The 13,197-nt window shown below is 64.4% G+C and carries 12 protein-coding genes; 8 read left to right on the forward strand and 4 right to left on the reverse strand.

The genetic code is table 11. The annotated features are described in order from the left end of the window. Positions 1 to 8 precede the first annotated feature (8 nt). The 6 genes from BN60_RS02805 (at position 9) to BN60_RS02830 (ending at position 5,085) form a co-directional block, all read left to right on the forward strand. The gene (locus tag BN60_RS02805; RefSeq protein ID WP_020694463.1) at positions 9 to 797 is read left to right on the forward strand and encodes a 16S rRNA (uracil(1498)-N(3))-methyltransferase; all 789 of its coding nucleotides are present in this window, start codon (positions 9 to 11) and stop codon (positions 795 to 797) included. Between the two features lie 143 nt (positions 798 to 940). After that, entirely contained in the window at positions 941 to 2,305 is a 1,365-nt protein-coding gene (locus tag BN60_RS02810; protein WP_020694464.1) for a glutamate--cysteine ligase, read from the forward strand. A gap of 14 nt (positions 2,306 to 2,319) precedes the next feature. After that, positions 2,320 to 3,174, forward strand: coding sequence for a VOC family protein (locus BN60_RS02815; protein ID WP_020694465.1), 855 nt, complete (start codon positions 2,320 to 2,322; stop codon positions 3,172 to 3,174). Then, on the forward strand, positions 3,171 to 3,731 hold the full coding sequence (locus BN60_RS02820; RefSeq protein WP_020694466.1) for a hypothetical protein: 561 nt from the start codon (positions 3,171 to 3,173) through the stop codon (positions 3,729 to 3,731). The genes BN60_RS02815 and BN60_RS02820 overlap by 4 nt, the downstream gene beginning before the upstream one ends. Before the next feature lie 2 nt (positions 3,732 to 3,733). Beyond that, entirely contained in the window at positions 3,734 to 4,720 is a 987-nt protein-coding gene (locus BN60_RS02825) for a ketopantoate reductase family protein (RefSeq protein WP_020694467.1), read from the forward strand. A 92-nt stretch (positions 4,721 to 4,812) separates the two neighbouring features. Next, entirely contained in the window at positions 4,813 to 5,085 is a 273-nt protein-coding gene (locus BN60_RS02830; RefSeq protein ID WP_020694468.1) for a hypothetical protein, read from the forward strand. 18 nt (positions 5,086 to 5,103) lie between these two features. Here the strand turns inward: BN60_RS02830 and BN60_RS02835 are convergent, their stop codons facing one another. Then, positions 5,104 to 5,379, reverse strand: a complete 276-nt coding sequence (locus tag BN60_RS02835; RefSeq protein ID WP_020694469.1) for a hypothetical protein — start codon at positions 5,377 to 5,379, stop codon at positions 5,104 to 5,106. 162 nt (positions 5,380 to 5,541) lie between these two features. Between BN60_RS02835 and BN60_RS28505 the strand changes: the two genes are divergently transcribed. Further along, positions 5,542 to 8,220 (forward strand): autotransporter outer membrane beta-barrel domain-containing protein, encoded by a 2,679-nt coding sequence (locus tag BN60_RS28505; RefSeq protein WP_020694470.1) that lies wholly within the window; start codon positions 5,542 to 5,544, stop codon positions 8,218 to 8,220. 1 nt (position 8,221) lies between these two features. On the opposite strand, the gene tldD is transcribed toward BN60_RS28505, so the two are convergent. Next, positions 8,222 to 9,667 (reverse strand): metalloprotease TldD, encoded by a 1,446-nt coding sequence (gene tldD / locus BN60_RS02845; protein WP_020694471.1) that lies wholly within the window; start codon positions 9,665 to 9,667, stop codon positions 8,222 to 8,224. A 20-nt stretch (positions 9,668 to 9,687) separates the two neighbouring features. Beyond that, positions 9,688 to 10,659, reverse strand: a complete 972-nt coding sequence (locus BN60_RS02850) for a zinc-binding dehydrogenase (RefSeq protein ID WP_020694472.1) — start codon at positions 10,657 to 10,659, stop codon at positions 9,688 to 9,690. A 233-nt stretch (positions 10,660 to 10,892) separates the two neighbouring features. Between BN60_RS02850 and BN60_RS02855 the strand changes: the two genes are divergently transcribed. Further along, a complete protein-coding gene (locus BN60_RS02855; protein ID WP_020694473.1) occupies positions 10,893 to 11,531 on the forward strand; it encodes a 2OG-Fe(II) oxygenase family protein in 639 nt (212 codons plus the stop codon). A 42-nt stretch (positions 11,532 to 11,573) separates the two neighbouring features. On the opposite strand, the gene BN60_RS02860 is transcribed toward BN60_RS02855, so the two are convergent. Further along, entirely contained in the window at positions 11,574 to 13,115 is a 1,542-nt protein-coding gene (locus tag BN60_RS02860) for an AMP-binding protein (protein WP_020694474.1), read from the reverse strand. Positions 13,116 to 13,197: the final 82 nt, after the last annotated feature.

Here is a 13,197-nt window from a genome sequence, read left to right on the forward strand (position 1 = left end):
ATGAGCCGATGAGCGCAGCACGTCTCTTTGTCGAGGCCGATCTGTCGAGCGGAATCGAAGTGCCGCTTGAGGAAGCGCAGGTCCACTATCTCCGCCACGTCCTGCGCCGGCCCGATGGCGCGCCGCTGCTGCTGTTCAACGGCCGCGACGGCGAATGGCGCGGCACGCTCGCGGCCCGCGGCAAGAAGGCGGCCGTCGCGGAGATCGGAGACCTGACTCGTGCGCAGGAGTCCGAGCCCGATGTCTGGCTCTGCTTCGCGCCGGTCAAGCGGGCGCGTATCGACTTCATCGCCGAGAAGGCCACCGAGCTCGGCGTCTCCGTTCTGCAGCCGGTCGTGACCCGCCATACGGCCGTGGAGCGCGTCAACGTCGCGCGGTTGCGCGCCAACGCCATCGAAGCGGCGGAGCAGACCGAGCGCCTGAGCGTGCCGGAGGTGCGCGAGCCGATCGACCTCGGACGTCTGCTCGATGCCTGGCCGGCCGGTCGCCGCCTACTGATGTGCGACGAGACCGGCGGCGGTCCGCCGATCGGCGATGTGCTGGGCCAGCTCGACGATGCGGCGCGCGCCGCGCCCTGGGCGATCCTCATCGGGCCCGAGGGCGGTTTTGCCGAATCCGAGCTTGGGGCGATGCGTCGCATAAGGGATGTTGTGTCGGTCGGGCTCGGCCCGCGCATCCTGCGAGCCGATACGGCGGCGCTGGCGGCACTTGCCTGCTGGCAGGCCCTGGTCGGTGACTGGCGGCGTCCGACGCCGCGTCTGGCTACCGATTATCGCACATCAAAGGTTACCGTCTGAGCGCTTGCGCAGGCCCCCGGCGGTGTGGGAGACGGGGACTTGAACAAGATAAACCAGACGCAGGCTCGCGTGAGAATTGTTCATGCGACTGCGCCGCTCCCAGCGCTTAGAAGGCGGCGGGGCGCTCAGGGAGAAGAGAAAGAATGTCCGCACCTCCGTCGGGCGGCGGCACGCTGATCGAGGATCGGCGGCAGCTCATCGAATATTTTGCTGCTGGCAACAAACCTCGCGCCAACTGGCGCATGGGTACCGAGCATGAGAAATTTGGCTATCATACGAAGACGCTGAAGCCGCTCGCCTACGATGGGCCGGACGGCATTCGCGCCATGCTCGAAGGGCTTCGTCGCTTCGGCTGGGAGCCGGTTGTCGAAGGCAACAACCCGATTGCCCTGCTGCGCGGCAAGGCCAGTATCACTCTCGAACCGGGCGGCCAGTTCGAGCTCTCCGGTGCACCGCTCGAGACCCTGCACGAGACGGCCGCCGAGAACGCCCAGCACATCGACGAGGTGAAGCAGGTCGCCGGCGAGATCGGCGCCTCCTTCATAGGTCTCGGCTTCGCGCCCGAATGGAGGCGCGAGGACATGCACTGGATGCCCAAGGGCCGCTACAAGATCATGCGCGAGTACATGCCCAAGAAGGGCAAGCTCGGCCTCGACATGATGCTGCGCACCTGTACGGTGCAGACCAATCTCGACTTCGATTCCGAAGCCGACATGGTGAAGAAGTTCCGTGTGTCGCTCGCCTTGCAGCCGATCGCCACGGCGCTGTTTGCCAACTCGCCTTTCAAGGAGGGCAAGGACGCGGGCTTCAAGAGCTATCGCAGCCACATCTGGACCGACACCGATCCCGACCGCTGCGGCATGCTGCCCTTCGTGTTCGAGAACGGGTTCGGCTTCGAGCGTTACGCCGACTACATGCTCGATGTGCCGATGTACTTCGTCTATCGCGACGGAAAGTATATCGACGCCTCGGGGCAGAGCTTCCGCGACTTCCTCAAGGGCAAGTTGCCGGCTCGGCCCGGCGAGAAGCCGACCATCAACGACTGGGCCGATCACGTCACGACGGCATTCCCCGAGGTGCGGCTGAAGCGCTATCTCGAAATGCGCGGCGCCGATTCCGGTCCGCTGCCGGCACTCGATGCGCTGCCGGCTCTGTGGGTCGGTCTGCTCTACGATCAAAGCACGCTCGATGCCGCTTGGGATCTGGTGAAGGACTGGAGCGTCGCCGATCACGATTACCTGCGTGCCGAAACGCCCAAGACTGGCCTCGCCACGATGTTCCGCGGCAGGATCCTGTCGGAGCTGGCACGGGACGTCGTCGAGATTGCCCATGCCGGTCTCAGGGCACGCAAACGGCTCGATGCGTCCGGCAACGACGAAACCGTCTATCTCGCGCCGCTCGATCGGGCGGTGGCGAGTGGCCAGGCGCCGGCCGACGAACTGCTCGCCAAGTGGCAGGGCGAATGGAAAGGATCCTTCGCAGCACTGTTCCGCGAGTACGCCTACTGAGGTAAGGTCGAGCCATGCTCGACCGTTGTGATCGCGTTCAAATCGCTGTGCATGACGCCGCCAAAGCGGCGCAGCGCTTCAACCAACTTCTCGGCAGCCAGGTCGTCCGCCACGACCATAGCCGCCATCTCTCGGCGCGCCGCACGATCCTCGCGGTCGGCGAGAGCGAGTTCGAGTTGTGTGAGGCGGATGGTGCGGGGCTTACGCAGGATTTCCTGGCCAAGCGCGGCGAGGGGTTGATGACGGCGGGCTACTGCACGGCCGACCTCGACAGCATGGTGAAGCGCTGGGAAGGCCTGGGTATTCCCTACGACCGCGACGCCGAGCAGCTTTACCTCTCGCCCGAGACGACGTTCGGCCTGCCGATCGTGATTTCCGAGAGCACCTACAGGCCGCGTGTCGGGCCGGTGTCCTTTCTCTATGAAACGACCAATACGCTGATCAGCGACTGGCGCCGCGTCGCCGCCGTCTATGCCGGTCTGTTCGGTCTCGATCCCTCGCGCTTCAGCGAGATCGGCAGCGAGCGGTTCGGCTACATTGGAACGCTCACTCTGTTCGATCCGCCAAATCGCCTGGACCGCATCGAACTCAGCCAGGTGACGGACAACGTGCATGCCATGGGCCGGTTCGCCCACAAACATGGCGACTCGCTCTACATGTGTTACGTCGAGGTCCACGATTGGTTGAACGTGCGCCAGCGCCTGCTCGATGCGGGTGCGCGCTACACGCCGCGTGGCTCCGATCCGGCGACCGATCCCGACGGCGGTTGGGTGCATCCCAAGGAGCTGCACGGTCTGCTCCTCGGAATCTCGCGCACGGGCCTTGCCTGGGACTGGTCGGGCCGCGAAGAACTGGTTCCGCCGGTATGAGTAAGTCTCTGACGCGTCGCTCTGCCGTTCTGGCGCTGGTGTCGGCTCCGCTTGCCGCCCGCGCGCAGACATCGCCGCCGGCTGAGCAATGGCAGACTGTGGTCGGACCCGACCTGCGCTTTCGTTTCGAGATGCCGCCGCCGGTCGAGAAGACTCTCGCCGGCGAGAAGGAGAAGGGGCACGCATCGGAGCGTATCGCCTGGGCGTCCAAGCACGATGGCGAGATGTTCGATTTCGACTTCGTCGACTATCAGCCGGGCTGGTTCTCCGACAAGGACACGAAGGTGATGGCGCGCGATCTCGGCCGTGGCGAGGCCGAGAAGGCGTTTCCCCGCGACAAGTTCAAGTACATCCTCGACGAGCAGATCACCCTGCAGGGGTGGGATGGCTATGCCCTCGACATCGCAGACGCCGAGGGTGCGGCGGTGATGATGAGGACCTACATCGTGAAGGACAGGCTCTATCGTCTGCTGGTCACGGCCAAGGCCGACGACAAGGCGCGGGCGGGCGCCAAACGTTTCCTCGAGTCGCTGAGATTGGCGGACACACGGCAATAGCCATGCGGATCTGCGTCTACGGCGCCGGCGCCATCGGCGGCAACTTCGCGGCGCGCCTCTCGGCGGCCGGCAATGACGTCTCCATCGTCGCGCGCGGCACTCATCTCGAAGCGATCCGAGCCCGCGGCCTCACGCTCCTCTCGGGCGACAAGAAGATCGTGGCCGAGGTTCGTGCCAGCGACCGGCCGGCCGATCTCGGACAGCAGGATGTCGTGATCTCGACGCTCAAGGCGTCGAGCCTCGGCGACCTTGCGGCCAACGTGGCGCCGTTGCTGGGTGCTGGCACGCCGGTGGTCTTTGCGCAGAACGGCATCCCCTGGTGGTATGGGCGCGGCCTCGGCAAGGAGCGCCCGAAGGCGCCGGACCTGGCGCGACTCGATCCCGATGGCGCGCTGACCAAGGCGGTGGGCTTCGATCGTGCGTTGGGCGGGGTCATCACGACGTCCAACCACGTGATCGAGCCCGGCGTGGTGCACAACATCTCGCCCGAGCGCAACGTGCTGTGGGTTGGCGAGATCGACGACCGGCAAACACCCCGCATCGAAGCTCTGCGCGCCGCATTAGCGGCGGCCGGCATCTCCTCGCCGGCGACGACGGATATTCGCTACGATATCTGGCACAAGCTGATGGCGAACCTCACCGGATCGACCATGTGCATGATCCTGGGGCAGGCGATTCCGATCCTGGCGACGCCGTTGCTGAACCGCGTGGTGCGGCGCGCCCACACCGAAGCCTTGGCCGTCGCCGCCGCCCATGGCGTGGAGCTCGACGACGATCCGGAAACACGCTACGGCGCGAAGCGCGTCTATCCCGACCATCGGCCATCGATCCTGCAGGATTACGAGCTCGGCCGGCCGATGGAAATCGAAGCAATCGTGCGCGCGCCCATCGCCTTTGCCCGCAGCGCCGGCGTCGACACGCCGACGCTCGACGCCATCGAAGCGATCTCCGTCAGTCTTGCCGAAGCGAAGGGATTGTATCGGTCTTAAAAGTAGGCTCTCGTAACGAAGTGGGGGGAGTTATGAGAATAATTGCGACGGCCTTGGCCGTTTTCGTAGTAGCGGCACCTGCTCGAGCGGACATGCCGATCTATGACGTCAAGGGGCATTGCGAGGCCGTCGCGGCCTTCGGCGGCTCGCCATCGCAATCGCTCCTGAACGGATGCTTGAACATGGAGCAGTCGGCCTACAACAGGCTCAAGCCGGTATGGGATACCCTGCCGACGGCCATGCAAAACCATTGCGACCAGGTCGCTACATTCGGAGGCGGCGGATCGTACTCTCTCTTGTCGGGATGCGTCGATCAGGAAATTTCGGCGGCCAAGGCAAACGAGAATTTCCGGTTCAAACGCTAATCGTATCGAAGCTGCCGTCTACTTCAGCAGCTTGAGGCATTCGCCGGCGGCTTCTCCTGCAGCGCGGGCGGCATCGCGCGACATCGAACCGTTCATCACCATGGGGCGGGCGACGCTGACGACGGCGTCCTTGATATCGGTCTTCGGTGTCACATTCGGTGCGGCCTTGCTGTAGATGAGCTGGCCATCCTTGGAGAGCTTGGCTGAGCAGGCAGTGGCTGCGGCTTGATCTGCCCACGCGGCGCTTGAAAACATCGACAAACCAACAAGCGAGATGTGCGGCAAAAAACGCATGACCAACCCTCAGAGACTCTGTAGTTTCATTCTTGCGCCACGAGTGAAGTTGATCAAGTGATTTCTAATAAAACTAATAAGAGTAAGTTTCCGCATAGTCGAAAAGTACAGGGACGGAAACGAATTGCGCTTCTCTTGTTGGCGGGCCTGTGGGGAGCGCCGATGGCCGCATTCCCTCAGGATTCGCGATGGGACGCGCTTCTGACGAATTCCAACTGGTACGTCCCGGTTCCCGGCCTGATTGCCTACGCCTCTAGCAACCAGAGCTTCACCACTCCGCCGCCAACGCCGATCGGTGACCAGACCCTATGGGCGCTTGGCACCGCCACGAACGGCGTCTTCACGGGCCAGAGCCAGGCCAGTTTCTATATGAACGGCATCACGACCAACAACATCACGGCCATGCAGGGGCTGGTGACGTCCGGCGGCCAGATCGTGATCTCGTTCTCGTCCGACACTGCGCCGACCACCATCGGCATCGGTCAGATGCGTGAGATCGCGGGCGTTCCCCTAATGGAAATGCAGATGATCACCGGGTCCAGTCTTCTGGTGACCCACTGGGCGTACATGACGCCCTACAATCCCGCGGTGTTCACGCCGCCGTCGCCGACGCAGGTGGTGACCGCCGATATCACCTCGCCGCAATGGCGCTGGACGGCCGGCACGACCTGGCAGCTGTCCAGCTCAACGCTGTTCGGCACGTCGACGCCCGGCACGTTCAAGATCACCAACTATTCCAACGGCTACTACTGGGGGCTGGGAGCGGCACCGCAGGGCAGCACGGTGGGCAACTTCACGGTCCTGGGCTCGATGACGCCCGAGGGCAACGTGCTCTTCAGCCTGTTGAGCGACGGCGTGCCGAACAGCTTGTCGGGACAGATCACCGGCGATGCCAGCAGCGGCATCATGGTGCTGCACCCCTATGCCGGCTCCGGAACCTATGGGCCTGCGAGCGAAGCCAGCATCATGCCGGTATCCACCATCGCTGCCGGGCAGACCTATTTCATCAGCAACGTCGGCACGTCCGTCATTCCCGCCTTTACGGGCGGCACATTGCAGGTCGACACGGCAGGCCAAGTCTACGGCCAGAACTTCACGCTCGACGGCTCGGCCGGCAATCGCCTGGACCAGCGCGGCAACAGCGCCTTGCTGACGGGTGTTTTGTCGGATGCCTCGCCGGGGACGTCGGGCCAGATCACCATCGGTAACAGCGAAAGCGGCGGCCGCATCATCCTGACCGGGGCCAGTACCTATTCCGGCCCAACCACTATCGAAGCCGGCGCGATGCTGGTGGTGAATGGCTCGATCGTTTCGCCGGTGACGGTTGGCGGCATGCTGGGCGGCACGGGCACGGTCGGCACGACCACGATCAGCAGCGGCGGCGTGCTGGCGCCCGGCAATTCCATCGGCACGATAAACGTGGCAGGCAATCTCTCCTTCGCGCCGGGTGCGACCTATGCTGTCGAAGTTTCACCCAGTGCGGCCGACCGCACGAATGTAGCCGGCACGGCTAGCCTTCAAGGGACAGCGCTGGCCGCCTTCATGCCGGGAAACTACTCGCCGCGTGGCTATACGCTGTTGTCGGCGGCCGGCGGCCGTTCCGGCACCTTTGGCGCCTTCGCCACGGTTGGCCTGCCTGACGGATTCATCGCTTCTCTGGCGTATAGCCCCACCGATGTGCAGTTGAACCTCACGGCCGTGCTGGGCATGGGCACCACGCTCACCGCCAACCAGAGCGCCGTTGCCGGCGCCATCAACAATGGCTTCAACGCCGGCAGCAGCCTGCCCAGCGGATTGTCGGCACTCTTCGGCCAGAGCGGTGCCACGCTTGCGTCGTCTTTGAATACGCTTTCGGGCGAGGCGCAATCGGGCGTTCAGGTCTCGACCTTCGCCTTCAGCAACCAATTCCTCAACACCCTCCTGGCGAGCGGTGGCAGCACCGGCCCACAACAGCAGACCGCCCAGTACGCGTCGCTGACTGCAACCGAGGCGAACGCGGAGCCACGCCGGTTGCGCGGTTGGGTGGCCGGGTTCGGCGGCTATGGCTGGCTGGGTGGTACGGCGAACAACGGCTCGTCATCGGTCCAGACCTCGGTGCAGGGCCTCGCGGCAGGCGCCGACTGGACCTTCGATCAGGGCGTGCTGGGGGTGGCCGTCGCGAGCGGCACGTCGAATTGGTTCCTGGGCGGTGGCCTGGGCAACGGCCGGACCAACGCCTTCCAGGCTGGCATCTACGGCCGTACGGCATTCGGTCCGCTCTATTTTGCGGCGGCCGGCGCCTGGGGCCTGCACGGCGTCAGCACGCAGCGCTCGGTGTCCTATCTGGCCGATTCGCTGACGGCGAACTATACGGCCACGAGCTGGTCGGGGCGGGCCGAGATGGGCTACCGCCTGGCGTTCGGCGATTACGGCGTGACGCCGTTCATCGCAGGCCAAAGCCAGGTCGTGAACATGCCGGGCTTCTGCGAAGCCTCGCAAGCAGGGAACGGTGCGGCGCTCTGCTTCAATGCCAACTCGACGCCGTCGCTGCGTTCGGAGATCGGCATCGATGCCGATGCCGCGCTCGGCAATGTTCTGGGGTCACGGGCCAGACTGATGGCGCGCCTGGCCTGGGCGCACGAGTATCAGACGACCGGATCGGTCTCGGCATGGTTCCAGTCTCTGCCGGGTTCGACCTTCGCGGTCTCGGGTGCGTCGATGCCGAGCGACATGGGCATCGCGCGCGTGATGGCGAATTTCGAACTCGACCGAGTGTGGTCGTTCCGCCTGCAGGCCGACGCAGAATTCGCCGACCGCTACGGCGCCTTCGCCGGCACGGCCCGGCTCGCCGGACGCTTCTAAATCAGGTCGCCGTGCCGCCGACCGTCAGCGCGTCGATACGCAGGGTCGGCTGCCCGACGCCGACGGGAACGCCCTGGCCGTCTTTGCCGCAGGTGCCGATGCCGGGATCGAGCGACATGTCGTTGCCGACCATGCCGACGCGGGTGAGCGCTTCCGAGCCGGCGCCGATCAGGGTGGCACCCTTCACCGGCGCGCCGAGCTTGCCGTTTTCGATCAGATAGCCCTCGGTCACGCTGAACACGAACTTGCCCGACACGATGTCTACCTGGCCGCCGCCGAAGTTGGCGCAGTAGAGACCCTTCTTCACCGAACCGATGATCTCCTGCGGGGCCGCGGTCCCGCCCAGCATGATGGTGTTGGTCATGCGCGGCATCGGCGCATAGGCGTGGCCCTGGCGCCGGCCGTTGCCGGTCGGCTTCACGCCCATCAGGCGGGCGTTCATGCGGTCCTGCATCAGGCCGACGAGACGGCCGTCCTCGATCAGCACGTTGCGCTGGGTCGGCGTGCCCTCGTCGTCGATGGTGAGTGAGCCGCGGCGATCCGACATCGTGCCGTCGTCGATCACGGTGACGCCGGGGGAGGCCACCATCTCGCCCATCAGGTGGGTGAACATCGAGGTCTTCTTGCGGTGGAAGTCGCCTTCCAGCCCGTGGCCGACCGCCTCGTGCCACAGCACGCCCGACCAGCCGGCGCCCAGCACCACCGGCATCTCGCCGGCCGGCGCATCGACCGACTTCAGGTTCACCAGCGCCTGGCGGATCGCCTCGTCGGCCTCGCGCTGCCAGTATTCGGGCAGGAAAATGTCGCCATAGGGCGCGCGGCGGCCGCTGCCGGTGCTGCCGGCTTCCATGCGGCTGCCGTCGGCGCAGACGACGCTGACATTGATGCGGACCAGCGGCCGCACGTCGGCGGCGCGCCAGCCGCCAGCGCGGATGATCTCGACGACCTGCCACGAGCCCGAGAGCGACACCGAGACCTGGCGCGCCTTGGGCTCCTTGCCGCGCACGTAGGCGTCGATCTCCTGCAGGAGCGCCACCTTCTTGGCGAAGGGCACGCTGTCGATCGGATTGTCGTCGGCATAGAGCAGGCGGTTGGTGCCACGCGGCGATTCGTCGGCCTTGCCGCCGCGGCCGGAACGCACGGCCTTGACCGTCTCGGCCGCGCGCTTCAACGCCTGCTCGTCGAGCGCCGAGGCATGGGCGAAGCCCGTGACGTCGCCCGCCACCGAGCGCAGGCCGAAGCCCTGCGAGGTGTCGAACGACGCACTCTTCAGCTTGCCGTCGTCAAACGACAGGCTCTCGCTCTGGACATATTCGAGGAACAGCTCGCCGTCGTCGCAGCCGGCCAAAGCATCGTCGACCACCTTCGCGGTCTTGCGCTGGTCGAGTGCGCCTTTGCCGAAGAAGAGGCCATCGGCGGTAGCGAGATGGTTGATCGACTTGCTCATGCGGTCCTGTCCTTCGATCCTCAGGTGACGAGGACGATCTTGCCAAAATGGGCATTGGCCTTCATGTGCGCAAGCGCTTCGGCGGCCTCTGCCAGGGGGAAGGTCCTGTCGATGGGCAGGTGCAGCTTGCCCGCCTCGATGGCCGGCCACAGGTCCTTGCGGGCGGCCTGCACGATGGCGCGCACTTCCTCGGGGCTGCGGGTGCGGAAGGTGACGCCGATATAGTCGATGCGCTTCAGGGCATGCAGGTCGAAGTTGAACTCGCCCTTCATGCCACCCAGCCGACCGACATTGACGATGCGGCCGAGGATGGAAGCGGCCTCCATGTTGGCGTTCATGACGCCGCCCGAGACCTGGTCGACGATCAGGTCGACGCCTTTGCCACCCGTCGCTTCCTTGACTTTCTCTGGCCATTTGGGATCGCGCGTGTCGAGGGCGAGGTCGCAGCCGAATTCGGCAAGCTTTGCCCGGCGGCCATCGTTGGTCGAGGTGCCCATGACGATCGATGCGCCCATGTGCTTGGCGATCTGCATGCCGAGCAGGCCGACGCCCGAGCTGGCGCCCTGGATAAGAACGGACTCGCCTTTCTTAAGGCGGCCGGCGCCGACCAGCGCATTGTGCATGGTCTGCACGGCCACCGGCATGCAGGCGGCCTGCTCGTAGCTCATGTTATTGGCGGGGATCTTGTGAGCACGGCCGGCATCGGCCACGGCATATTCGGCGAAGCCGCCGGCAGCCGAGCTCATCACGCGATCACCTGGTTTGAAGTCCTTCACCTCGGCGCCGACTGCCTCGACTTCGCCGGCGCATTCCAGGCCAACGATGGTGCCGGCGCCGCCGATCCGGCCGTGCGAATGGCCCGCGGCGACCGCGAGGTCGGCGCGGTTAAGCGAGGCGGCTCTCACCTTGATCAGGATTTCGTTGGCCTTGGGTGCGGGCTTCGGCGCGTCGGTGAACTGGACGCCCTTGTCGGTGACGACAGCTGCCTTCATGGCGGATCTCCCTAGGATCGGCTTGATGATTCAGGCGCCCTGCTTAGCAGGCAGGAGAACGTGCCTCCACGCGTCCGCTGCGTCCCTGTCGCTTTTCTTCGCGCTCGTTTCGGTGGGTGGCAGTTGGGCGGTCGATACAAGGGGAGGTGCGGGCTGAGCTTGCAATAATCGAGGAATACACTAGGTATGAATGTGGTTTACTAGGTGTGCAATTCCAATGATGTGATGCGGATATGAAGATCAAGCAGCAGGTCCAGGAACTCTTTCCAACACCGCTCTGGATCCTCGACATCCTCCCGGCGGACGCCGCGTCCTTTAACGCCACGCTCAGGGCCGAGATCGAAAGGATCATCTCGCCGCGGCCCAAGGTACCGAGCGGCAGCAACTGGCAAACGCCGCACGATCTGCACACACGGCCAGCCTTCGCCGATTTGGTCAAGCTGATCGAGATCGCCTCGAAGAGCGTGGCGGAATATCTTCACCTCGAGCGCTTTCCGATGATGATCACGGGCTGCTGGGCCAATGTGAATCCGCCGGGCAGCTATCATCCCACCCATAACCATCCGAACAATTTCCTGAGCGGCGTTTACTATGTCGACGCCCCCGGGGATGGCACGGACCTCGTCTTCCAGGATCCTCGGCCGATCTCGATCATGCCGTGGAGCGGCAAGCTCACCAACGTGACCGGGAACGCGTCCGTCGCCCAACCCCGGCCAGGGCGCATGGTGATGTTCCCGTCGTGGCTTCGGCACCACGTACCGTCCAACGAAAGCACGACCGAGCGCATCAGCATTGCGTTCAATCTCATGTTCACCAATTACGCCGAGACGCTGGCGATGCCGAGGTGGAAGGCGTCGGCGGGCGGCGCCTAACTCCGTCCTCGATGAGCTTGCCGGCAGACTACGTCGCGCTGGCTAGGCGATCTTGCTCGTGCGGCCTTGCCAGTAGCGGTCGCGCAACAGGCGCTTGTAAAGCTTGCCGGTGGGATGGCGCGGCAATTCGGGTTCGAAGTCGATGCTGCGTGGGCACTTGATCGCCGAGAGGTGCTGCCGGCAATAGGCGATCAGCTCCTCCGCCAGCGCCGGACCGGCTTCCGCCATGTTCTGTGGCTGGACGACGGCTTTCACTTCCTCGCCGAACTCGTCGTTGGGCACGCCGAACACCGCGCAGTCGATTACCTTGGGATGGTTGATCAGCAGGTTCTCGCATTCCTGCGGGTAGATGTTTACACCGCCGGAGATGATCATGAACGCCTTGCGGTCGGTGAGATGCAGGAAGCCGTCGCTGTCGACATAGCCCACGTCGCCCAGCGTGGTCCATCCGAGCGGATGGCGCGACTCCCGAGTCTTCTTCGGATCGTTATGATATTCGAACGGCCGGCCTTCCGCGAAATAGACGGTGCCCGATTCACCCATCGGCAATTCGTTTCCTTCGTCGTCGCAGATCTTGAGCTTGCCGACGACGGCGCGGCCGACCGTGCCCTTATGCGCCATCCACTCCTGGGCATTGCACATGGTGAGGCCGTTGCCTTCGGTGCCACCGTAATATTCCCAGATGATAGGCCCCCACCAGCCGATCATCGCTTCCTTGGTCGGGACGGGGCAGGGCGCGGCGGCATGGATCGCGCACTTGAGCGAAGTCATGTCGTACTTCGTGCGCACGTCTTCCGGCAGCTTGAGGAAACGCACGAACATGGTCGGCACGACCTGGGTGTGCGTGACCTTGTGTTTGGGCACCAGCTTCAGGAACTCCTCGGCGTCGAAGTTCTCCAAGATGATGGAAGTGCCGCCCAATCGCATGACGCTCATGTTGAAGCGCAAGGGAGCTGCGTGATAGAGCGGCGCCGGCGAGAGATAGATCGTGTCGGCGTCGATGCCATAGAGCTTGCGGGAGATGGCGAGCAGCGGATTGTCGAAATCGATCGCCTGCGGCTCGACGACCGGCATCACGCCCTTGGGCCGCCCCGTGGTGCCCGACGAATAGAGCATGTCGTGGCCTGCGGTCTGGTCGGCGATCGGCGTGACCGGGAAGGCAGTGATTGCCTCCTCCCAGGATTTGTAACCGGCGATGGTGCCATCAATCATGAAGCGATTGGCGACGCCCTTCAGGAGCGGTCCCAGCTCGGCGGCTTTCTCGGCCAGATACTTCGAGGTGATGAAGAGTTTCGCGCCGCAATCGGTCACGATGTAGTCGACTTCGGCGGCCGTCAGCCGCGAGCTGATCGCCGTGTAGATCAGGCCCGAGCGCTGGGCACCCCAGCAAATCTCGAAGAAGCGCGGGTTATTCTCGAGGAACAGGGCAATGTGGTCGCCGGCCTTCAGGCCCAGCGAGCGAAACAGTTGCGCGATGCGGTTGGATTGTTGGTCGAGCTGCCGGTAGGTCACCACCTCGCCGCTGCCGGCCATGATATAGGCCGGTTTGTCGGGGGTCGTTTGGGCGTGGATGTACGGGTGCACTCTGAACTTCCTCCGGCGGCATTCTTAATGAGATGCCATAAAACCGGAGGAAGAAACTCACGGCAAGCGTTGACCCGGTTCC

Origin of the sequence: Reyranella massiliensis 521 (genome assembly GCF_000312425.1) — a bacterium.
GTDB classification, from domain to species: Bacteria; Pseudomonadota; Alphaproteobacteria; order Reyranellales; family Reyranellaceae; genus Reyranella; species Reyranella massiliensis.